We start from the raw sequence: 26290 nt of genomic DNA, 5'->3' as shown, positions 1-26290 counted from the left end.
ATAATTACCTTATTTTTTGCATAAACCTGTTCTTGGAATCGTTCAGCTTGATCTTCTGCATCGTTTAGCTCAGAGAATCCATTACCAATTTCACGACCGCCAATAAATAATTCAAAACGGTCAGTAATGCATGGATTTTGATTATTCTTATTAAAGTGATATTATATTTTATTCTTATACCAATTATAAGGACATAATATAATGTTTTTTCTACTATTTTATATTTTTATTTAATTTAAATTAATTTTTAGTGATTATTTTAGTCGTACATTTACTGTCATAACAAAAAGAGGTATAGTTTATTTTATTATATATGTTAAAGATTTTATCTAGATCAATATCCTATATTATTTTTACTTAAAATAATACGGATTTTTTATAGTTTATATACACTATTTTATTAGATATTCTCTATAATATATATGTATTATAAAATAGTTATAATCATATTAGTAATAAAAATATAATTATTAGTTCTAGGGATGTTAGTATCCCTAAAATAATAATTCTATAGTATATAGAACATCTATATTCTTCTATAAGAAGGTATATTTTCTTATAAAGTTAATATTAAATATTACAATAGTTATTGTAAAAAAAATAACATAAAATATCCTTAAGAATTATAAATAATAGTACTGTTTTTACTTAAATTTAGTTTTTAATGAAAAATAGTTATTAATATAATAATATTAGTATTATATTATCTTGATTTCAATTTAGAAGGTATGTAAGTAAAAACAGTATATTAAAAGATTCTAAAAATATTTAGATAAAATGAATATAAGTATCTTTCGGTTCTTCAAAAGATATCTCTTATTTTTTGATACCATAACTATATTTGATAACTAGTTTTAGTTGAATATAAAAATAATAAAAATACCTTATTATTTAGATGAATAATCCTAATAAATAATTAAATAATATAATTATATTAATAATTATATAAAATAATAATATAGTTAAGAAAATTCTTTATATTATATTCTAATATAAACTAATAATATGAATTATATTGTTAATATGATTTAAGTTTAATACGCTATAGTTGAATGATATTCATTAATTATAATACATAGGTGTAAGAAAAATTTTAAGTTTTTATGGTATATATACTATATCAATAAAGTTTAATGATTATAATATATAGCTATTTTTATAAAAACAAATACTAAGCTCTTTCTAATGGAAAGGCAATGACTTGACTTAAATTATCTTCTTTTAGTGCCAACATAATCAAACGATCCACACCAATAGCAACGCCAGAACATTCCGGCATACCGTATTCTAACGCAGATAGTAGGTTTTTATCTAGCTGATATTGTGGTAATCCTAGTGCAGCACGTTTACGATTATTTTGTTTGAAGCGCATACGTTGTTCATTAACACAAGTAAGTTCATAGAATCCGTTACCTAACTCAATATTTTGATAGTATATTTCGAAACGTTCTGCAACACGATTATCTTCAGTGCTAATTTTAGCCAAAAGAGCTTGAGCAGCTGGAAAATGATATACAAACATTGGTTTATCATGACCTATATTTGGTTCCACACCGAATGTAAATAATAGCTGTAGTAATGTATCATGGTCTTCTTCGTAATTTGCTATATTACTTATATTAAGGCTTTTAGCCAATTTACGTAGCTGTATTTTATTAACAGAAAGAGGATCTATATTTAGATATCGCATAAAGACTTTTTGATAAGAAATAGTTTCAGAATTATCATATTCTAGAACTTCCCGTAGTAAATCGTCTACTTCATTCATTAAACTATACATATCATAATATGGTCTATACCATTCTAAGATACTAAATTCTGGGTTATGATAGCGACCATATTCTTCATTACGAAAACTCTTACATAATTGATAAATAGGACCACTCCCTGATGCCAATAGACGTTTCATATGATATTCTGGGCTTGTAATCATATATAGATTCATGTCTTTTTTTACTTTCAGTCCTTTAAAAGTAGTTTTAAATGAAATGAGATGAATATCTGTCACCGTGGTATAACTCATTGAAGGTGTTTCAACCTCTAAAATGCCTCGGTCCGAAAAGAATTTTCGTATGTTAGAAACAATTGCTGCGCGTTTTAATAAATTAGAAATGGAAGCACTAGGCTGCCAATTTAATATTTCGTTCATAAAATTTACTCTGCACTAGCAAATAAAATATATCTTAAAATACAGGGTATAAATATTTTATTTATAGTGTGGTTAGTTAACAAAATAGATATTTTATATTTTATAAACTAATGAAGTCAAAATAAGTTATTATTTATCTAAATTATTAGATAATTGCATACTTTAATATAACAACTCAATAATTAATTATATAATATTATATATCTAATATTTTTATTTTAATAAATACACATTAATACTGAATACTACATGTCTTAGGTTATGCCATCATGCATAGTAGGTAGTTATAATAAACAAAATATGCAATATTCATTAATTAAGTTTAAATTATATTTGTTTTACTTTGTTGTATATCACCTATTTATTGATTATCATATTATAATATGATATATATCAAAATTAATTATTCTTATTCTTACTAAGAAAAATAAAAACATACAATGCATCTATTAAAAAGTTATTATTTTCCTGTTTATTGTAGTACCGATAAATATATGAGAATTCATTTTTATAAAAAGTTACTATCTAATTATTTAAAGTAAAAAATATTATTTTTATAATTTTTTATTTTATATAAAATATTATAAATAAGTTACTATAAATACCATTAAATTTAGTATTTTTAGTATTAAAAATACTATTTAACTACAATAATATTTTCAATATATCTTTTAACTTAAACTATATATATTTATATTATAAATATATATAGTTTTTTATAAAAGTTGGTTAATATAGCTTAACTACATTTATTTGATATTTTATGTTTAATAATAGTTTATCTATATAAATTTAACTATTACAGTTATTGTAGTATTAGATACTATATTTATAGTTTAACGTTGATGCTATCCTGATTTGTATTTTATTTTTAGTTATTTCTAGTGTAATTATATTTTATTTAAATATACTTGGATTTAGTTAAATAATTTAGCATTTTTTGCTAAAAATATTTTCCTTTCTATATATTTAAATTTATTTAAATATATTCTTATTATTGTGAATAAATTATATATAATTTACTATATTTTAGCACTTAATCTTTGATATTAAAAATTTTTCTATTTCACTCACTTTAATAACTTGTCTATTACCTATACGACGATCACTATATTCAATTATATTATTATCTAAATTACGATGACTGATAATAATCATATGAGGTATGCCTATTAACTCCATATCTGCAAACATTACTCCTATACTTTCTTTGCGATCATCTAGTATAACTTCTATGCCTTGGGAATTTAAACTATTGTATATTAATGTAGTGATACTTTTTACTTGAATATCTTTATGCATATTAATTGGTAGAATAGCTACTTGAAATGGTGCAATAGCATTAGGCCATATAATACCACGTTCGTCATGGTTTTGTTCAATAGTTGCAGCAACTAAACGAGTGATTCCTATACCGTAGCAACCCATATTTATTATTTGTTTTATACCATTTTTATCTTGTATAGTAGCTTTAAATGTCTTGGTATATTGAGTACCTAATTGAAAAATATGTCCAATTTCTATGCTACGTTTAACTAATATATTACCTTTACCATCTGGACTAGGATCACCTTTAACTACCTTACGAAGATCACTTACTAGTGGTAACAGTAAATCACGCCCCCAATTAATACCAAAATAGTGTTTACCATCTATATTAGCACCAGCAATAAAATCACTCATCATAGCAACAGTATGATCAACAATAATAGGTACTTTTATATTAATTGGTCCAAGAGATCCTAAACTTGTATTTACCTCTGTATAAATTTCACTTTCAGTTGCAAATTTCAGAGGATTAGCAACGATTTTTAGTTTTGTAGCTTTTATTTCTGTTATTTCGTGATCACCGCGTATTAATAAAGCAACTAATTTATGACCACTATCTTTATTAGCATGAACTAATATAGTTTTAACAATTTTTTCAATTGGTATATTAAATTTTTTGATTAGTTCCTCTATATTTTTTACATCTGGTGTGTTAACTATACGTAATTCTTCGGTTGGAGGGGGTCTCTTACCTTTAGGTGCAAGAGCTTCTGCCATTTCAATATTTGCTGCATAATCAGATTCGTTAGAAAAAATTATAGTGTCTTCACCACTGTTCGCTATAACTTGGAATTCATGTGAAGTATGACCACCAATAGTACCTGTATCTGCTTTTACTACACGAAAATCTAGATTTATGCGGCTAAATATTTTTATATAAGTAGCTAACATCTTATCGTAAGTTTCTTGTAGTGATGATTTCGAAGTATGGAAAGAGTAAGCGTCTTTCATTAAAAATTCTCTTGTGCGCATTACACCACATCTTGGACGTACTTCATCACGAAATTTAGTTTGTATCTGGAATAAATTTAACGGTAGCTGTTTATAAGACTTTATTTCGTTACGTATTATATTAGTAATTACCTCTTCATGGGTTGGACCTAATACAAATACACGATTACTGCGATCAATAACTCGTAGTAATTCTGGACCATATTGCTCCCAACGATTACTTTTTTTCCACAAAGATGCTGGTTGGACTATAGGCATAGATACCTCAAGTGCACCAATGTTATTCATTTCTTTGCGTATAATATTTTCAATTTTTTTTAAAACACGTATACCTGTAGGCATCCAGGTATATAGACCAGATGATAGTTTGCGGATCATACCTGCACGTAGCATCAGTTTGTGGCTGATCATCTCAGCGTCGGATGGAGTTTCTTTAAGAGTGGAGATTAAGTATTGACTTGTACGCATTATATATATTGTTCCAAAAAACTTAATTGAAATTATAATATAATATATATATAGGGGATATAAAGCACCATAATAAATATTTCTTGACTTTTATTGGGTATAAACTAATATAAAGATATATAGTAATTAATGTAAGGAGTAATAAAAAATACTTTAATTACTTTATAGTATTTATTAATGATTTTATCATTGCTAAATATAAATATATTTATAATCGTGATACAAAAGTAATTCACTATAAATATTATTATAAGTTTTTATGTTTACTGATCTTAAATTGCACTGTATCCTATTTTGTTATTTGACTGATTATTAAGTTTATAAATTTTAATATATAAATCTAAGATAAGAATTGTAGTGTTTCATTTACTTTAATTGTGAAAGTGATTTATTTAAAAAGTAATATTATTAATGAATGTAAATTAATATTTTTACTTCATTAGTGTATCTCTTGTATTAAAATATACATATATATTAACTGTATTATAGTAATATACTATTAATTAAGACTTTTTGAAAGATAAAATATTTTTTGAATAGAGAAAATAAATATTTTCTTTTTACGAGATTTATATGTATTTAATATTTTTATATATATTTATCATAAATACTTTATAGTAAAATTAAATATATAATTATTAATTTCTAGTATTATTTTACTATAAAATTAGTACAGATACATTTTTATGAAATACTATTAATTTTTTATAATTCCAATTTTTCTATAAAAGTATCTAATGTATTAATATGGAATCAATTAGAGAGAATACATTAACTTAAAATATTGTTAATCTTTACAATAATAAGTATAGGATATAGTAATAATACTATTATAACAATTTTAAATAATATTTTATATTATTAAATTTTTATAGAATAAAAGCATTCAAAATAGACTAATATAGTCTTATATGGGTAAAGATATGATCTTTATAATCTAACAAACCGTTTGTATAATGTTAATTTAGTATTATTTAGAATTTTATTACTAAGTTAACTATAAATACTAAAAATTATTTTAATAAAAATATAAATTAAATAAAAATATTAAAACAAAATAGATAATTATTAAATAAGTATTTATAATAAATATTATCTATATTTTATATTTTATTTCTAATAATATAAAATATTAAGATTAATAACGGTCTTATAATTATAATATCAGATATAATAACCTGTATTTTAATAAAAATGTACTATTATTTTTATAATTAATTGTAGCCATAATAAATATTATAATAAACATTCATCGTTACAGCTAAATATTATCAAATAATATTTTATTTGTTTTTAACAAAAAATTAGTTACATAATCTCTCATTATTATCCATAATATATTATTTAATTCAAAATTAATCAATTTAATCTGTTATTGTTTAAAGTATTTTAAATGATATAAGAACCTTATTTAATATTAAGAAGAAATAAATTAAAGAGTACATTTTTACTATTTTGAATAAATATAAAGAACCTATTATTAATAGTATAATATTTTTTATAAAATTAGCAAATTAGCTAGATACCGTTTAAAGCAAAACATGTATATCTTACTAAGAAATACTAAATGTAAAGTTTTTATATTATTTATTATTAATGACTTTATATATCTACTGAGTTGTAGTATGACATTATAAAATATAATTTTATTTTAAGATAAATTATTACATACATTTAAGTATAAGTTTGTTATAAAATATAGAAGTTATTACATATAAAATCATGGTAATACATTCTGCATCATTTCACTAACATTATTTTAAATATTTATATTATTTATCCTAAGCTATCTTACATATTTTATGTGATCTTACTAGATATATAATATATAATGGGATATTCTTTATATTAAGTTATAATTGTCTTAAAAATTTCTAGGTAAATTATAGGTATTGCAGTATAGAGATATGTGCTAAAAATTAAAAATAGTATATATCAAGATAAGTTCAGTAAATACATAAAATAATATTGAAATTATATTTAAATTTTAATTACATAAAGTAGTGAACATTGAATAACTATCATTAAAAATAACAGAATAAATATAAAAAAATGTTATAAATGTAATTTATTTTAGTCATTTTTTTATTATATACACTGTATATTATTTTTTTATCTATTTTTTATTTTTATTAAATACTATCTTAAAAATATATCTTTCTTTCTAATATGTTATTGCTCTATATGATTAATTAAGATATTACTTCACTATAAAGCAATAATATGTTTAAAGTTTTTAACTTTATGATATAGATTAATTAATTAATATTGCTAAAGTATCGTAAAGTAATATTTTAGAATATATTTTTATTTTTATTTTTATTATAAAATATCTTTAGTGAAGATAATATATATTTTATATTAGTAATATAACTTATGTTGGTTACTACTAATATAGTATATTACTAATATAATGATGAGACAGATTGAGTTCCTTAAAATATTAAGTTAAATAATATCAATTATATATAGAGATAATTACTGACTATTATAATATTCTTTTTAATTTTTATCTCAATCATTTAAAAATTATTTATATACTTGTTATAAAATCATTATAATATTAGTATAGTTAATAAAATAAATATAAAATTTATGTAAGGATATTTGCTAATATAATAATATTTTATTTGTATTTTTATTATACTCCACATCACTATTTTTCTTACATAACTTAACTGTAATTAAAAATTAATATATTAAAAATAAAAAAAATATACTAAAATATATTCTGTAATTATTTATTAATAATTATATAATTAATAATTATAAATTTATTTTATATAGTTGTTGGTAGTTATAATAAACGGTAATATTACCATCAAATAAAGGATAACTATTAAGGTGATTTAAATCATATTCTCATTAAATAAATATTAATATTATTATTATTTCTTTACATTATAAATATTTTTTAAAAAGTTATACATTTTTATATAGAGATTATTTTGTTTTTTATAAAAGAAACAATAAAAATATTTATCTATTTTTAAAAAATATAAGTAGTTTACATATACAAATATTAATTTTGTTGTATGTTAGGAGTGGTTATCATAATAGGATATGTACTTTAAATTAAATTTTTTTGATATACTTTTGATTATTCTTAAAATAAAATAGTATAGCCAATCTGTTTAGATTATTTTGAATATTTTATATTCATAACGTATAACTTAATCTTGTAATTAAAAATAAAAAATTCTTACCACCTTTATTACAACTTAAATTACTATAAAGTTAATAACTTAACTATTCTATTTATTAGATAATTTAATAAATTAACTTATATGATTGATAGATAATAATCTTTGTAATATGATTTGCTAAAAATTTACTTATGGTATATATAATATCCTATTATTATAGGATAAATAATCAATTTATCATGATAAACAATATATTTTAACACATTCATACTTAATATAATAAGTAATTAAAATTTTTATTGTTTATTTAATAAATCATTCCATTTTAGTAGTAGTGGATAGCTATTTATAAAAATTTATTATTATATAGTATTATATAAATAATTAATAATTAGCTAAACTATAGAAAAGTAATAAAGAATATTTATGCTTTGATTTATTGAATAATTTTTGTGTTTAATAGTGTAAGTATTTCTTTTGGTTCATAATAACCATTAATAACTGTACCATCATTAAATATAATAGCAGGTGTTCCTTGTATGCCAAATTGAATACCTAATTCATAATGCTTTTTAATATCGATATTACATATTAAGGGCTGCTGGATTATCTTGTTATGTATAGCTGCATTAAAAATATGATAACGATTCATAGTACACCAGATTAACTGCATGTCTTTTGCAACTTTAGATTTTAATCCATTACGGGGAAATGCTAAATAGCGTACAGTTATGCCTAGGTTATTATATTCTTTTATTTGTGAATGTAGTTTGTGACAGTATTTGCACGTAATATCCGTAAATACAGTAATAATATATTTTTCTTTATAAGCTTGATATATTATCATTTCAGATACTAATTTTTGCAAACGGCTAACCACTAACATTTTATTAGTAATATTAATAGGATTAACATTAATAATGTTATACATTGGTCCATGCAAAATATATTGACCATCATTTGTGATATATAATATGCCATTTTTAGTAAATACGGTCTTTAAATTTGCTACTGGTGAAGGTTGGACATCTAATGGTTTTATGTTTATGATATTCAGTGATTGTTGAATTTGTTGATCATTTGCTTCTGCAACACTCATTATTTTAGTAGCTAACAGCCATAATAAAAAAAAATATTTTTTCATTATATAGTCCTTGAAAAATTAATCTTTAGACACTAAAATATATTCTGTTAATGTATGATATTTTGATTATTAACATTAGCTATACTGAATAAAAATAAGTATTATAAGATATTACCAATTACTAATAATTAATCATTCCTTATCATTTAATGTGATATAAAATATTTTAGTATATTATGTAATAAATATTATTACCGAAGAAATTATTTTAATATCTTATGAGGTGATGTAAGTTACATATAATATTTAGTTCTTATATTTCAGATAATATATAAACAACCACTTAAATAATTTTTCTATCTATTGAAATTAGTTTTTCTGATACTTTAATTAAGTATATTACATTCATGAGGATTAATTAAATATTTATCAATATAAGAGTAAAAATTATCTAACAAATACTACATATACTATAAAATCTCTTATATTAAATATATATATTTGCTATGAAGATTTTTTAGTAGGTTTATATATATTTCTAAATAAAATATCCAGATAAGAAAAAAATATATTATAATCTTTATTATAATATATATAGTAATAAAGATTAGAAGTATTTTTACTTATCGCCTCAATAGTAACTAAAAAAAGATTAATTATATTAAATTTTTAATATAAAATAATTATAATGAATTTATACTATGTCAGTGTAATGTATTATATATTATTATACCAAATAGATAAACTAATTTAGTAAAAAAGAAATATTTAGTGTGCTACTAACTAACTAATATTATCTTTTAAAGATTAAAATAAAATTGCATGATGATTTTATATAGTGATGCTGCTTCAGAATATTAATTATAAAGATTTATATCTTATAAATGATGAGTTATACTATGCTATTCATAGCTTAATATGCTATAGAATAATTACAATATGGTAAAGTTTATAATAGTCTTATATTTAAAATTAGAAAAATAATACATTAATAGGATATTGGATTATATATCAAATACTTTCATCTATATTAAAAATAAATACCCAATCTAATTAATTGAATTAAGTTAAATAAAATTTAAAAAATATTTTTATTAAACATGTAGTTATATAATTAATATAAAGTAACATAATAAAATTTATATTATTCTTCGTAAGAAGAATGACTGACATCTGAGACTCAAAAAAGGGTTATTGAAATAAAAATGCCAGAATTACCGGAAGTAGAGACAATTCGTTGCGGTATTGAACCTTATTTAGTTGGTCATTTAATTAAATATTTTGTGATACGTCAATGTAAGCTGCGTTGGCAAATTCCAAGTGAGCTAATTGGATTACATAATAAGTTAATCTTTAGTATTAAACGTCGCGCTAAATTTTTACTCATTGAACTAGATAATGAATGGATTATTATCCATCTTGGTATGTCTGGTAGCTTACGTATTCTACCAGTGCAAGAAAAAGCAAAGAAGCATGATCATGTTGATATGATTTTATCTAATGGTATTATGTTACGTTATAATGATCCTCGTCGTTTTGGTTCTTGGCTTTTGTGTAAGGATTTATATAAAAGATTCTCACATTTTGGTCCTGAGCCTCTGACAGATAAGTTTAACGGTAATTATTTGTTCTGTAAATCGCGTAATAAAAAAAATATTGTTAAAACTTGGCTGATGGATAATAAAGTTGTTGCGGGAGTGGGTAATATTTATTCTAATGAGTCTTTATTTAAGGCACGTATTAATCCTTTTAAACCTATTGGAACGTTAACACAAGAAGATACAAATATATTAGCATTAAAAATAAAAGAGGTACTTATGCTCTCTATTGACCGCGGTGGTACAACGTTAAAAAATTTCTTTCAGTCAGATGGTAAACCAGGGTATTTTACGCAAGAATTACAAGTGTATGGTCGATCAGGACAAAATTGTGTGGTATGTGAAAAAAAAATATTAAGTAAGAAACATGGTAACCAACGTACAACTTTTTTTTGTACTTATTGTCAACAATAATAGTAGTAATATAAAATTTCTTAATTTTATATATTTTATAGATCCTCTTTGATTATATCAATAGGATGAAAAATTTTTAAAATAATCTATTTATATAGTATTAATTTATTAAGAATATATATATCCTTAATAAAGGTTCATTTGAATACCTAATATTTATACCTAAATTTATTATCTTAAAATATATTATATTTGAACCCTTATATACTATAAAAGAGAAAAATAAAATACAATAAATTTATTACCATGATATAAAATTATATACAGTTCTGTATAATATAGTTAAAAGTTATTATCTTAATGTATCATTATATGATGATGTGATATGATTATACTTCAATACTAAAATATAGGGTAATAATTTTATTTATGTAATGACTTATTATTTCTTATAAATATAAAATTCTTTAATTTAAGACTTTTATTTTTAATAATTATTATATAATCTAAAGTAAGTAATCTAAGATTTTTAATCTCTACTATATACTATTACAAAAACAATAATATTAATTATATTATATAATAAATGTTCATTTTATTTATTTTTTTAATTTAGCATATTACTTGTATCTATTTTACAATTTCTAAAAACTTAGATTTAGTGAACATTTTAGTATTATATTTTATTTGTTATAATTATGGCTGATAACTGATCCTTTTATATAAATATAATTTTAAAGTCAAATTATAGGATAACAATTTATTCTAAGATCTTGTATATTTAGTTGAGTTCATATAGAAATAATTTTCTATATTAGATTTTAAAATAATACAATACCTGCAATTAATACAAATTTTACTATCTTATTTATATAGAACAATATTCATAAAATGTTATAATAAGTATAATGTTATTAATGTTAAATTAAAAAAATTAATGAATTATATTCAATATATTCCATGGAATATTATAAAAATTTTCTTATGAAATAGTGTAATATTATACAGGTATCTAAAAAGTTATCAGGATATAATACTATTTAAATTTTTAGATATAATTAAATGATCACTGTAGATACTCTATTTTTAATAAAATAAATTAGTAGATTATCTTATAATAATTTTTAAGTTATTTTAATAAGTCATCTATTATGATGTAAAAAATAAAATTATTATGTATGAATACCATTCACTAGTAATAGCACTATTGCATCTATATTAAAGTATAGACATACTTATCATGATAATATATATGGGTTTGGTTGGTAATAGATAAGTAAATAAAGTTTCTATATTAATTATATTTTCTGTATTATTTAAAAATATGAATTTATTATATTAATAATATCAGTGATAAAATTATTCATTAGAAATTATAAGAAGTTTTTTGTTAAAGAAATACTTAATTTTCAATTAAGCAATATATAGTCTAGGGTATACACTAATTTAATCTTTAAATTAGTCATATTATACTAGTACTATAGGATAGTACGAAATATATTTTCACTTATAATGATTGATTATGTGTTATATATATTTTAAAAAACTATTATATCATTGATTTTATCATTATTATAAATCACTTTAATATAGTATATTAATTGATACTAGGAATAATAAAATTAATATTTTATTTTTAAATATTAAAAATCATATTAATTTACAAATTAATAAATAGACTTCTAATCTAAAAAAGCAAATAACTTATTAAGTTTTAATATATACTCTTGATATCTAAAAGTATGATGCAAGAATAAAGTATTCTGTATTACTTCTTATAAAAATACCTTTATAATTTCTACTAACTATAGTATCAAAAATATTAGCTAAAAGCTAAATTTAATATTAAATGATATAAGATTTTAAAATAATATTTTTATTAGCAAACCAGCATATCTTTACTTATTAAAGTATATATAATAAATATTTCTATATTAAATAATTCTTAATACATTTTAAGGATCCACAATAGGTTGTAACCCTACTACCTGCTCATCTTTTGTAGTACGAATGATCGTTACTCCCTGAGTATTACGACCAATTAAACTGACTTCACAAACACGGGTACGCACTAACTTACCCGTGTTTGTGATAAGCATTATTTGATCACATGGTTCAACTTGAACTGCACTAACTACACAACCATTACGTTTACTAACTTTAATAGAAATAACACCTTGAGTGGCACGTGATTTAGTAGGATATTCCGTTACTGCAGTACGCTTTCCGTAACCATTTTCTGTTACTGTAAGAATCTCTTTATTTTCTTGGGCAATAATTAATGATACCACACGATCTTGACCGTGGAGTTTTATACCACGAACACCTATTGCAGTACGCCCCATTGAACGTACTTGGTTTTCTGGAAATCTAATTACTTTACCGGCTGCAGAAAATAGCATTACTTCGTTATTACCATTTGTTAAATCTACTCCAATTAGCTCATCCCCTTCGTTTAAATTTACAGTGATAATACCAATGCTACGTTGATGTCTAAACTCGTTGAGTGCAGTTTTCTTAACAGTACCATGTGAGGTAGCCATAAATACATGTTGTCCATCTTCGTATCCTCGTATTGGTAAAATTGCAGTAATTCGTTCATTAGTTTCTAGTGGTAGTAAGTTAATTATTGGACGACCACGAGCATTACTACTCGCTGTAGGTAACTGATAAACTTTAATCCAGTAAAGACGACCACGACTTGAGAAGCACAAAATAGTATCGTGTGTATTAGCTACTAATAGACGGTCTATAAAGTCTTCTTCTTTAATACGCGCAGCGGATTTACCTTTACCTCCGCGGCGCTGAGCTTCGTAGTCATTAAGAGGTTGATATTTTACATAACCTTGATGAGATAATGTAACTACAACATCTTCTTTTAAAATTAAATCTTCTAAGTGTATATCAGCAGTATTCTTAGTTATTTTAGTACGACGATTATCGTTAAACTCGTTGCGAACTGTAATTAATTCTTCACGAATAACCTCCATTAGGCAGATAGGATTATTTAGAATTAAAAGAAGGGATGCTATCTGATTTAGTAAAGATTTGTATTCATCTAGTAATTTTGTATGCTCTAGACTAGTTAGTCTCTGTAAACGAATATCTAGAATTGCCTGGGCTTGTTGTGCAGTAAAATAATAATAATTATTAAGTATACCGCATTTTAAAAGATCTGATCTACTTATTCCTTGATTACCAGTACATTCTAGCATGGTTTTAACTGCACTTATTTCCCATTGATTAGCAACTAAATGTTTTTTTGCTGCTGCAGCGTTAGGTGTGTTACGTATTAGCTGTATAACTAACTCAATATTTGAAAGAGCAATTAATAAACCTTCTAAAATATGCGCACGATCTCGAGCATTATACATGTCAAAAATAGTACGGCGAGTAACAACTTCACGACGATGACTAATAAATGCTTTTAAAAAATCCTTTAGTGTTAGAAGTTTTGGTTTCCCTTGATGAAGGGCTACCATATTAATACCAAAAGTTACCTGCATTTGTGTTAATGAATATAATTGATTTAATACTATCTCACCTACAAAGTCCCGTTTTATTTCAATTACTATTCTCATACCGTCTTTATCAGATTCATCTCGTAGAGCGCTTATACCCTCAAGGCGTTTTTCTTTGACTAGTTCTGCAATTTTTTCTATCAGACGTGCTTTATTTACTTGATAAGGAATCTCATGAACAAAAATAGTATCTCGTCCAGATTTTTTATTTAATATTACTGTGGTTTTAGCGCGTATGTAAATTTTACCACGTCCAGTACGATAAGCTTCTTCAATACCACGACGACCATTTATAATTGCTGCAGTAGGGAAGTCAGGTCCAGGAATATATTGCATTAAGCCTTCAACTGAGATATTTTCATTATCAATGTAGGCTAGACATCCATTTATTATTTCACCTAGATTATGTGGTGGAATATTAGTTGCCATTCCTACAGCTATACCAGAAGAACCATTTACTAGTAAGTTAGGTATTTTAGTTGGTAATACTGACGGAATTTGTTCAGTATCATCATAGTTAGACACTAAGTCTACAGTATTTTTTCCTAAATCCACTAATAGTTCATGAGCAATTTTAGACATACGTATTTCTGTATATCGCATTGCAGCTGCTGAGTCTCCATCTACAGAACCGAAATTACCTTGTCCATCAATTAACATATAACGCATTGAAAATGGTTGAGCCATACGTACGATAGTATCGTATACTGCGCTATCGCCATGTGGATGGTATTTACCAATAACATCACCTACAATACGGGCTGATTTTTTATAAGTTTTATTCCAGTCGTTACCTAGTATATTCATTGCAAATAAAACGCGACGATGCACTGGTTTTAAACCATCACGAATATCTGGTAATGCACGTCCTACTATTACTGACATAGCGTAATCTAAGTATGAATTTTTTAATTCTTCTTCGATATTTACAAGTGTAATCTCTTTAGAAAGATTGTTCATGGAACTACTGTCCCTCTACTAATTTTTAATGATGCATTTCTTATTGTATCTCAATAAAGACACTTTTTAGTAATTTTAATATATTTTTAATTACATACACGATTATAAAAATTAAATTATATGATCAATTCAGATTAAGTATAACATTCCAATATACTATGTACTTATAACTTATATAGATAGAAATATATCAAAGTAGTAGGTATGTATCATATATCAAATATATTTTTATTTATTTAATTCACTACACTTTAGTAGTTTGTATGGTTCTAGAAATACAATAAATTTTAAAATAGTCTTCTATAATAAGAATTATCTAATAAGGTAGATTATATTTTTATATAAGGATAAATATAAAAATTATATTTAATTTTATTATGATTAGGTTAGATTATAATTGTGATCATTATTTACCTATAATATTTAGTTATAAAAAATTTGGATCATTAATTCATCTTCTAGAATATTTGATAAATGTTCTTTATCATATCTGAATTCGCCTAATATTTACTATACTCTCTGTACGAATTATTCTAATAAACTAATTTAAATAGGTAAAATAAGCATACAGATAAGTAATAATATCTTGGGATAATGTTTTTTATATATTTTATTAATCAATAATGTTAAGTATTTATGTAAATAGAATCAAAGTATAATAAAAATATTATCTTATCTAATAATAAATTATGATTAGGTTTATATTTTTATATATTTGCAGAGTATATTTTATTATTAGTATCTATTAATTATTAATTATTAACACTGATGCATATCAAATGCAAGTAAATCAATAAATCAGTATTAATTTAAAAATACAAAATATACTTGTTAATACAATTTAATAATCTTTATAATATATATAATTTCTTTATAATAAATAAAATTTTACTAATTTATTGATACTTTAGATTAATAATAATCTAGATAGATAAAATATCTATAGCATAGATTAACTTTACTTACTAAAGTTATTTGAGTAGTATTCACTAGTTATAAAAACTAAATTATCTCTACATAACTTGTGGTATTAAAGTTTTTGTGTAGCTATAAAATTTTATTAAATTATTACTGTATATAATTAAGAATATTAATAATAATATTATATTTCTTAGTAAAATATAAGTTCTATATAGTACCTTGATTGTATTAGTATAGTATACTAATGTTATGCGTTTCCTTTGAGTTTAATATATTTTATATAGGCAGTATATACATAAAAATACTACTCCAGTAAATAATGTATAATCTCAGATATATCACAAAAAACTAATCTAGTTTGAATTAAATATAAATTTAATAATAAATTATAAAAATTTAATAATTTTAAATATTGTTATGATTGATATCATACATTATCACTATATTTATAATATAAACATTATAATTCTTTAATTATATTTTATAGTGTACTATGTAATTTTAATACATTATTATTAATATTCGTAACGTTAGTTACTTTTTTATTTAAATTATGAAATTTTAAAGAGGATTAATATAATGATTTTCTAGATAATAGAAAATAATTATTAAAAATTATAAATTTGCATTTTTAGAAATTTAGATTTAATCTAATTTACGTAAGATAAAGTAATTAAATAATAAATAAATTAATGAGCATAAACTTTATATTATAAGTATATGTATAAAAACTTTAACATGTTATTTATCTAAATTATATTGCTTTAATATAAACTTAATTATTGAAATGCAGCAGATATATACTTCTTAACCATAAATAATAAAATACAATATAACGGATGAAGTACGTTGATATAGAATATATACTGTATATTTTATTACAAATCAATCCATAATATTAAAAGTTTTATCTACTTTGCTTTAATAATTAATAAATTAAATTTATAAAAATGTTATAATTCAATCTTTTATATAATTATTCTAATATATAATCTATTTATTAATATTAATACTCCTATAAAATATAGGATATAAGCTAAATAAATTTATACATGAAAATATTTATAAGGAGTATTCATATCTATGATATGATATTATTTGATCATAAATCTTCTGTTTACTAAAAATTTTAATATAAGAAAATTATATTATATATGATTTTTAATCAAAGAAATTTTTATCATATTGAGCTATCCTTATTTCTAATACCACTTTATATATTTAGTATATGGTAAAGCAAAAAAATAAAATAACTCAACTAACTTACCTTTAGCTAATATTATATATACTTATATAAGTATTACATTATAAATTTGTTATATTAAAAAGTATTTAAGTTAAGATGAGATTTTTATTTAATGTATAATAGCTATAAGTCGCTGACTGGGTTCACAACATTCAAAATTAATACCCAAGCAAAAAATATAACCACTATTAAGTCTATTGATACTTTAGTGGATGAATGGCATCATGCAGTTTGTCGCCAAGAACCGGTACTTATTTTAGGTGAAGGTAGTAATGTTTTATTTTTAGAGGATTTTGCTGGCACTGTATTACTTAACAGAATAAAAGGTATAGTAGTTACTGAAGATAGTGTCAGTTGGAGGCTTCATGTTGGTTCTGGTGAGAATTGGCATAAGCTAGTAAAATACTCACTTAAACATGGAATATTAGGTCTTGAAAATCTTGCCTTAATTTTGGGGTGTGTAGGATCGGCACCAATTCAAAATATTGGCGCTTATGGTATTGATTTTAAAAGAGTATGCGAATATGTTGATGTATTAAATTTATATACAAATAAATATTTTCGTTTAATGGCAGAGGAATGTTATTTTGGTTATAGAGATAGTATTTTTATACATAAATATAGATATGGTTATGCAATTATCGCCGTAGGATTAATATTAAATAAGAAATGGAATCCTATTCTAAACTATGGAGATTTAGTTAAACTTTCTCCTAAGACTGTAACTCCTAGACAAGTTTTTAATTATGTATGTAATATGAGAAGAATTAAATTACCAAATCCTAAAAAAATAGGGAATGTTGGTAGTTTCTTTAAAAATCCTATTGTAAGCTCATTATTTGCAACTAAAATTAAATCTCAATATCCTAAAATGCCAACTTATCCACAGATTTCAGGGGATGTAAAATTAGCTGCAGGTTGGTTAATTGATTCTTGTGCATTAAAAGGATTACGAATAGGTGGTGCTGCAGTAGACCGAAAACAAGCTTTAGTTATTATTAATCTAGATCATGCTACAAGCAATGATGTTATTAAATTAGCAAGATTAGTAAGAAATTGTGTTGCACAAAAATTTAGCTTATGGCTTGAACCTGAAGTTCGTTTTATATCTTCTGTGGGTGAAGTGAATGCTATTGAGGTTCTATCATGAAAGATACCAGTATCTTGTTACACTTAATTAATATTTTATCAGATGGTAGATTTTATTATTGTAAATATATTAGTAAAGTCTTAAGTATAAATAAAGTTGTCATAAAACAATATGTAGAGATACTCCTTCACTGGGGAGTAGAAGTGTTAATTTTTCCCTGATGGTTATAGCTTACCTACACCTATACAATTACTAGATGAACATAATATAATTATAAGATTACCTCACGGTAGTAAAGTTAAGGTGCTACCAGTAGTAGAATCTACTAACCAGTATCTACTTGATAGAATATACAATCTTAGTTCTGGAGATACCTGTATAGCAGAGTATCAACAATTGGGTCGTGGGAGTCACGGACGTCATTGGTTTTCTCCTTTTGGTTCTAATCTTTATTTTTCTATATTTTGGCGTTTCTATAGAAGTCCTGTATATATTACAGGGCTGAGTTTAGTTATCGGGATTATGATTGCTGATATATTGCGTGAACTTGGTGTAGTTAATATTAAAGTAAAATGGCCAAATGATTTATATTTAAATTATAAAAAACTTGCAGGTATCTTAGTTGAGATAATTCATAAAAAAAATAATGTAATTAATGCTGTAATTGGTGTAGGTATTAATGTATCGATGCACTCTGTTGATACTGCTATCATTAATCAAAAGTGGGTAGATTTAAGGCAAGCTGGTATTAATATTAATCGTAATGAATTAATTATTTTTTTACTTAATCGTCTATATAAAGCTCTATTTTTTTTTGAAAAAAAAGGATTATCTCCTTTTATACAGCATTGGTATGATTTAGATTATTTTATAGATAAACCAGTTCAAATGTTAATTGGTAAATATAAAATTAATGGTATTGCGCGTGGTATTGATAACCACGGAGCATTACTGATATCTAGAGAGGGTCAAATTCTACGATTTTTTAGTGGTGCACTATCACTACGTGATATACATTAAAGGTGTTTATAAAATATTCTTTTATATATATCATAAAATTATTTTTCATAGAGTTGTATTAATATTATTACATGATGTTATTACATAAAATAGATTCCCTTATAATATAAGGGCTATTTAGCATTCTCAATAAACAATAAATTGAGTATATGGTATTTTTATTAAAATGCAATAAAGATGAATTTGTTAATTAATTATAACCTCATAAAATAGTATATATTAAAATAATATTTCTTTAATATAAAAGCAACTATATAAATAGAGTTCTTATTACCTTATGATAGTAATCATAGAGTTTAATTGTTTTTAAACTACCTCCGCTCTTTTATTGATAGTTATCATCGTACTCTCTACTAATTTAATATTTTTTATTTATTATAATTATATTTTTAATATTTTCTTACTAAAAATAAAACAGAATTTATATTCTAAAGGTATTCTATGTTTTTTATACACCCTAGCTTTATATTATACCTTGATAAGAGATTAGAGTACAAAACACAGTTAGAGCATTATACCAGTATTTTGTTTGTGCTCCGTAATATGTAGTATTACATATATATTATATTTTTGATAAAGAAGTATCTTCTAATATCTTTATTTTAATCTCAATTATATATGTTTATATTACCTTATTTCCTTAATATAACAAATTAATTATTCATCGCTATAAGAAATTTAATATTTAATTTAATTAAAAGGATTGATATAGTATTATTTCTTTTTTAGCATACAATTACATTGTATAGTATATTACTATGTATACTTAGAATAAATAATTATAAATTTTAAAAAATATTTTCTCTTTTTGTATATTACGAATCTTAGCTATATTCAGATAAGATATATTTGTATTGGTAATATAATAACATTATTAGTTAAAATATTTAGTTTTCACATTAAAGATAAGATAGATTAAAATCGTACTTTTAATATTAACAATTACTCTTTATAAAAAATTTATTAACTCAATTATACTGAATTATCTACGTAAGTATAAATTTTCAATAACATGATTTTTTCCTTTGGTCATAATTAGACTCGCTTGTTCACGAGTTGGCAAAATATTTTGCTTTAGGTTTAATCCGTTAATTTCTTCCCATATTTTTATAGCAATTTCCATTGTTTCTAATTCTGTAAGCTGAGCATAGTAATAAAAATAAGCATCGGGATTATATAACGCTTCTTTACGACATATTAAAAATCTATGGATATACCAATCCATTAAAAGCTCTTCAGATGCATCAATATATATTGAAAAGTCAACAAAATCAGAAATAAAAATAGGATATAAACCAGAATGGGAATAATCCATATTTCTTTGTAGGATATTCAATCCTTCCAAAATTAAAATATCTGGTTGTGTAATAACTTTGTAGCTATTAGGAATTATGTCATATATAACATGTGAATATTGTGGAGCAATAACTTGTGGGGCACCAGATTTAATTTCTGAAACAAATTTTATAAGGTTCTGGATATCATAGGATTGTGGAAAACCCTTTTTTTTCATAAGTCCAAGATTTTGTAATACTTTATTAGTATACAAAAAAACATCAGTAGTTAATACTTCTACTTTCAGGTGCTCAGTACAATGACTTAATAGTACTTTTAATACACGTGCCATTGTACTTTTACCGACAGCTACACTACCAGATATTCCTATAATATAAGGGATATGAATCAGCTGTTTTCCTAAAAATTGTTGAAGTTTACATTGATGCTGAATATAATATTTAAAATAAAAATGTAATAAAACACAAAGAGGTAAATAAATTTTAGTAATTTCTTCTAAAGCAAGATCTTTTTTGATAATCTTTAAATTGGTAATCTGTTCTTTTGTTAAAGTACATCGCACTGGGTTATGCAATGTATTCCATTGTTGACGATTAAAATGTACATATGGTGTAGTCAATGATTTATTGTTTTTCATATGTTTATCTTTTTGTTCGTATCAATCTTTTCATAGTGCTAAGACACTAATAAATTTAAATATATAATAAACTATATATTATCATAATATGTTGTATTGTAGATTATTTAAAATAAATTTACTCAATATACTTAATAGTATATCTTTTACTAAAGAGCATTCTTAGAAAGACTAGTATTACTATTTAAATTATTTTTATATCTTAAGTAAGTTTAGCGTAATAAAAATATTTTTATAATGTATTATGCTATATTTTTATATATAGTATTAAAATAAAATTGATTATACTGTGATAGATATTCTGATAACAGTTGAAATAATTTCTATAAATTATAATTACTTATAATAAATATATACAAAATAAATTATAACTATTAAGAGTAGATAGTTAATAGAAAGTTAGGAAAATATAGCATGATTTATTTAGTGCTATTTTATATCATATATTTCTAGTTAATAGAAATATATAAAATAATCACGCTATTAATTTTATATTATGATTATAAGATATATCCGTATAATAATAATTATAAAATTATCTTACTATTTAATGAGTTATTAAATTACCTAATTATTGATTTTAATTATATATAAAAATATAATACATATATTTATTAGTAAGATCTTTATTCAATATAGATTGATTAGTATGTTTGTAGTAAATAAATCTACGTTAATGTTAATTATAGGTATTATTCCCATTCAATAGTTGCTGGAGGTTTACCAGAAATATCGTATACTACACGTGAAATACCATGTACTTCATTAATAATACGGTTGGATACATGGTCTAAGAAGTCGTATGGTAGGCGTGCCCAACGGGCAGTCATAAAGTCAATAGTTTCTACTGCACGAAGAGCAATAACCCAATCATATTTACGTATATCTCCCATTACTCCAACTGATCTTATTGGAAGAAACACAGCAAATGCTTGACTTACTTTGTTGTATAAGTTAGCTTTATGCAATTCTTCAATAAAAATATCATCCGCAAGTCGTATGAGATTACAGTATTCTTTTTTCACTTCACCTAATATACGCACACCTAAACCAGGCCCTGGAAATGGATGGAGATATTGCAGATCGAAATTTTGACCTAGATTTTTAGCAATCTTACGTACTTCATCTTTAAATAACCACTTTAATGGTTCGATCAATCTTAATTTCATTTTTTTTGGTAAACCCCCAACATTATGATGAGATTTAATGATATGTGTTTGACCAGCGATTGATGCAACGGACTCGATGACATCAGGATAAATTGTACCTTGTGCTAACCACTTAATATTAGGTTTCTTACAAGCTTCTTCATGAAATATCTCAATAAATATTCTACCAATAGTTTTTCTTTTATCTTCAGGATCTTTAATACCAGATAGTGCTTTAAGGAAGCGATCCTCTGCTTGAATTTGGATTATGTTTAGGCTGTATTTTTCGCTGAACATTTTCATTATTTTTTGACTTTCGTAAAGACGTAGTAGACCGTTATCAACAAACACACAAGTAAGGCGTTTACCTATAGCGCGATGTAGTAAAAGAGAAGCAACCAAAGAATCAATACCACCCGATAAGCCTAGAATCACTTCATCTTTACCTATTTTTTCATGCAGGCGTATAATAATATTATCTATAATGGTTGAGGGGGTCCATAGTGCTTCGCAACCGCAAATATCTAAAATAAAACGACGAAGCATTAGTTTACCTTGACGAGTATGTGTCACTTCTGGGTGAAATTGAACACCATAAAATCTTCTTTCTTCATTAACAATGATAGCATAAGGACAATTTTCTGTGCTAGCAATACCTATAAAATTAGAAGGTACTGCAGTAATTTTATCTCCATGACTCATCCAAACATCTAGTACCGAATAATTATCTTGTGTTAACGAATCTTGAATATTATTAAACATCTTGCTATTTGCAGTTACTTTTACTCGTGCATAACCAAATTCACGTTTAGTGGAATTTTCCACATGACCACCTAATTGGATTGCCATAGTTTGCATTCCATAACATATTCCTAATACAGGAACTCCAGCATTAAATACATATTCTGGTGCGCGTGGGCTATTATACTGATTAGTATTTTTTGGACTTCCAGATAGAATAATACCTCTTGGGTTAATATTTTTAATTTGTTCTTTTGTAATACTTGATAAACATAATTCTGAATATACTCCTATTTCACGCACACGTCGGGCAAGAAGTTGAGTGTATTGAGAACCAAAATCTAAAATTAGAATGCAATTACTATGAATCTTGTGATTCATATAAATTTTTCCTATAAAGTTGTTGTAAAAATAGATAAATACATTAATCTATTGTAGAAAATAGTTTATTTTCTCCTATCACCTTAAAAATTTAGAATTAAGACCCCATACGGTAATTAGGTGATTCTTTGATAATAGTAACATCATGAACGTGGCTTTCCTGAATACCAGCACTACTAATACGTACAAATTCTGTTTTAGTACGTAATTCGTTAATTGTAGAACAACCAGTTAATCCCATACAGGAGCGTAGACCACCCATTTGTTGGTGAATAATTTCTTTTAGATAACCCTTATATGCTACTCGGCCCTCAATACCTTCAGGTACTAATTTGTCTGCTGCGTTGTCACTCTGAAAGTAACGTTCAGAAGAACCTTGAGACATTGCTCCTAGTGAACCCATACCACGATAAGATTTAAATGAACGACCTTGATATAACTCTATCTCACCAGGAGATTCTTCGGTACCAGCTAATATACTACCAACCATTACACAACTTGCACCAGCTGCTAAGGCTTTAGCAATATCCCCAGAAAAACGTATTCCACCATCAGCTATAACTGGAATACCCGTACCCTCTAACGCTTCAACTGCGTCCGAAATAGCCGTGAGTTGTGGTACACCTACACCTGTTACTATACGTGTTGTACAAATAGATCCAGGACCTATACCTACTTTAACTGCATTAACTCCAGCTTCTGCTAGAGCTTTTGCACCAGACCCAGTAGCGACGTTACCGCCAATAATTTGTAAGTGGGGAAATTTAGCACGAGTTTGACGAATACGCCGTAACACATCTTCAGAATGACCATGAGATGAGTCTATTAATAATACATCAACCTCTGCGTCTACTAGAGCGTCAATACGCTCTTCATTACCAGCACCAGCCCCCACTCTTAGACGACCATGTTTGTCTTTACATGCGTTAGGTTTTCTTTCAGCTTTTTGAAAGTCTTTGACGGTAATCATACCATATAGATGAAAATCATCATCTACCACTAGAACTTTTTCAACTCTTTTTTCATGCATGAGCTGCAAAACAATATCTCGTTTCTCACCTATTTTTACTGTTACTAAACTTTTTTTAGGTGTCATTACTGCGGTTACTGGTTGTTCTAAGTTTGTTACAAAACGTACATCACGTCCGGTAATAATACCAACTAGTTCTAGCTCGTCAGTTACTACAGGATAACCAGCAAAACCATTGCTTATAGTCATTTTCTGTACTTCACGTAAAGTAGTAGCTGGAGTAACAGTTTTTGGATCTCTAACTACTCCACTTTCATATTTTTTTACACGACGTACTGCGTCTGCCTGGCGTTCAATTGGCATATTTTTATGAATAAAACCAATTCCACCTTCTTGTGCTATAGCAATTGCAAGACGAGATTCAGTAACAGTATCCATTGCTGCAGAGAGTATAGGGATATTTATTTGAATAGATGAAGTCAACTGAGTTTTAAGATTAGCAGTATTTGGTAAAACATTAGAATAGGATGGTACTAGTAGTACTTCGTCAAATGTCAGCGCTTCTTTAAGTATACGTATCATAAGCAATATCTCACTATGGTGGTAAATCAAAATAGATTTAATATTGCCTTGGTAATATACAGGCCAAAAACTATTATATCCAGTATTTTTTTAAAAGTATTAAATACAATGTAAATATGATAGTAATGACTTATTTACACCTTAATCTAAAATGTATTTTACGCTATATGTTATGGCACTATTCCTAGAATATAAATATTAGTGTTTTGATGAATACTAATTATCCATAATCAAACAAAAAGTATTATTTATTAATAATTAAATTTATATATTTATATATTTATATATTGTATACTTGTCTAATAATAACTTAATCTAAGTTGTGAGTCATTTATAACTCAATATTAATATTGATATTAAAGTTATAATAATTAGACATTTAATATCTATTAATATTATTAATGATATCAAAAAGTAATCTAATTAATTAACAATTTATCATATGAGTAGTAAAATTTTTTATATTCTAAATATTACACATTTACTTACTGGCAAACTATATTATATTAATATAATAATATTTATATAATTAATATTTACAAGTAAAGTGATAATATATTTTATATCATATATAAATTTTATTAATTATATCAAGTTATATTAACATACTAAATAAGTCTAATAATTATTGATATAAATTGTTATGATATTTACTAAGATACTCAATAAATTATATAATTTTAAACATCATATATAGA

8 protein-coding genes and 3 pseudogenes are annotated in these 26290 nt (G+C 24.2%); 3 read left to right on the top strand and 8 right to left on the bottom strand.

Annotated elements, in window-relative coordinates; all coding sequences use genetic code 11:
• Positions 1 to 14: 14 nt before the first annotated feature.
• From K0T98_RS03065 to dsbC, 4 genes and pseudogenes are all read right to left on the bottom strand, one after another.
• A pseudogene (locus K0T98_RS03065) lies at positions 15 to 149 on the bottom strand (amino acid--tRNA ligase-related protein); the annotation flags it as partial.
• A 1022-nt stretch (positions 150 to 1171) separates the two neighbouring features.
• Positions 1172 to 2149 (bottom strand): elongation factor P--(R)-beta-lysine ligase, encoded by a 978-nt coding sequence (gene epmA / locus K0T98_RS03060; protein WP_225639380.1) that lies wholly within the window; start codon positions 2147 to 2149, stop codon positions 1172 to 1174.
• 1029 nt (positions 2150 to 3178) lie between these two features.
• Entirely contained in the window at positions 3179 to 4897 is a 1719-nt protein-coding gene (locus K0T98_RS03055) for a proline--tRNA ligase (RefSeq protein WP_225639379.1), read from the bottom strand.
• Positions 4898 to 8479: 3582 nt separating this feature from the next.
• A complete protein-coding gene (gene dsbC / locus K0T98_RS03050) occupies positions 8480 to 9187 on the bottom strand; it encodes a bifunctional protein-disulfide isomerase/oxidoreductase DsbC (RefSeq protein WP_225639378.1) in 708 nt (235 codons plus the stop codon).
• A 1145-nt stretch (positions 9188 to 10332) separates the two neighbouring features.
• Here dsbC and mutM point away from each other — a divergent pair.
• Positions 10333 to 11139, top strand: a complete 807-nt coding sequence (gene mutM, locus K0T98_RS03045; RefSeq protein ID WP_225639377.1) for a bifunctional DNA-formamidopyrimidine glycosylase/DNA-(apurinic or apyrimidinic site) lyase — start codon at positions 10333 to 10335, stop codon at positions 11137 to 11139.
• A 1898-nt stretch (positions 11140 to 13037) separates the two neighbouring features.
• On the opposite strand, the pseudogene gyrA reads toward mutM, so the two are convergent.
• Positions 13038 to 15560, bottom strand: a pseudogene (gene gyrA, locus K0T98_RS03040) (DNA topoisomerase (ATP-hydrolyzing) subunit A); the annotation flags it as partial.
• Positions 15561 to 17839: 2279 nt separating this feature from the next.
• Between gyrA and murB the strand changes: the two are divergent.
• A complete protein-coding gene (gene murB, locus K0T98_RS03035) occupies positions 17840 to 18877 on the top strand; it encodes a UDP-N-acetylmuramate dehydrogenase (RefSeq protein ID WP_225639376.1) in 1038 nt (345 codons plus the stop codon).
• A pseudogene (gene birA, locus K0T98_RS03030) lies at positions 18874 to 19837 on the top strand (bifunctional biotin--[acetyl-CoA-carboxylase] ligase/biotin operon repressor BirA). The gene murB and the pseudogene birA overlap by 4 nt, the downstream one beginning before the upstream one ends.
• A 982-nt stretch (positions 19838 to 20819) precedes the next feature.
• Here the strand turns inward: birA and coaA are convergent.
• The 3 genes from coaA to guaB form a co-directional block, all read right to left on the bottom strand.
• Positions 20820 to 21770: a type I pantothenate kinase gene (gene coaA / locus K0T98_RS03025; RefSeq protein ID WP_225639375.1), complete on the bottom strand. Its 951-nt coding sequence runs from the start codon at positions 21768 to 21770 to the stop codon at positions 20820 to 20822.
• Positions 21771 to 22462: 692 nt separating this feature from the next.
• The gene (guaA, locus tag K0T98_RS03020; RefSeq protein WP_225639374.1) at positions 22463 to 24040 is read right to left on the bottom strand and encodes a glutamine-hydrolyzing GMP synthase; all 1578 of its coding nucleotides are present in this window, start codon (positions 24038 to 24040) and stop codon (positions 22463 to 22465) included.
• 97 nt (positions 24041 to 24137) lie between these two features.
• Entirely contained in the window at positions 24138 to 25592 is a 1455-nt protein-coding gene (gene guaB, locus K0T98_RS03015) for an IMP dehydrogenase (protein WP_225639373.1), read from the bottom strand.
• Positions 25593 to 26290: the final 698 nt, after the last annotated feature.

The organism is Candidatus Profftia sp. (ex Adelges kitamiensis), assembly GCF_020342455.1.
Lineage (GTDB): Bacteria > Pseudomonadota > Gammaproteobacteria > Enterobacterales > Enterobacteriaceae > Profftia.
This window is presented reverse-complemented; position numbering and strand designations above follow the sequence as displayed.

Coding starts and splice junctions, on each gene's coding strand:
- mutM (WP_225639377.1), top strand. CDS start 10,333: ATGCCAGAATTACCGGAAGTAGAGACAATTCGTTGCGGTATTGAACCT.
- guaB (WP_225639373.1), bottom strand. CDS start 25,592: ATGATACGTATACTTAAAGAAGCGCTGACATTTGACGAAGTACTACTA.
- murB (WP_225639376.1), top strand. CDS start 17,840: ATGTATAATAGCTATAAGTCGCTGACTGGGTTCACAACATTCAAAATT.
- epmA (WP_225639380.1), bottom strand. CDS start 2,149: ATGAACGAAATATTAAATTGGCAGCCTAGTGCTTCCATTTCTAATTTA.
- guaA (WP_225639374.1), bottom strand. CDS start 24,040: ATGAATCACAAGATTCATAGTAATTGCATTCTAATTTTAGATTTTGGT.
- K0T98_RS03055 (WP_225639379.1), bottom strand. CDS start 4,897: ATGCGTACAAGTCAATACTTAATCTCCACTCTTAAAGAAACTCCATCC.
- coaA (WP_225639375.1), bottom strand. CDS start 21,770: ATGAAAAACAATAAATCATTGACTACACCATATGTACATTTTAATCGT.
- dsbC (WP_225639378.1), bottom strand. CDS start 9,187: ATGAAAAAATATTTTTTTTTATTATGGCTGTTAGCTACTAAAATAATG.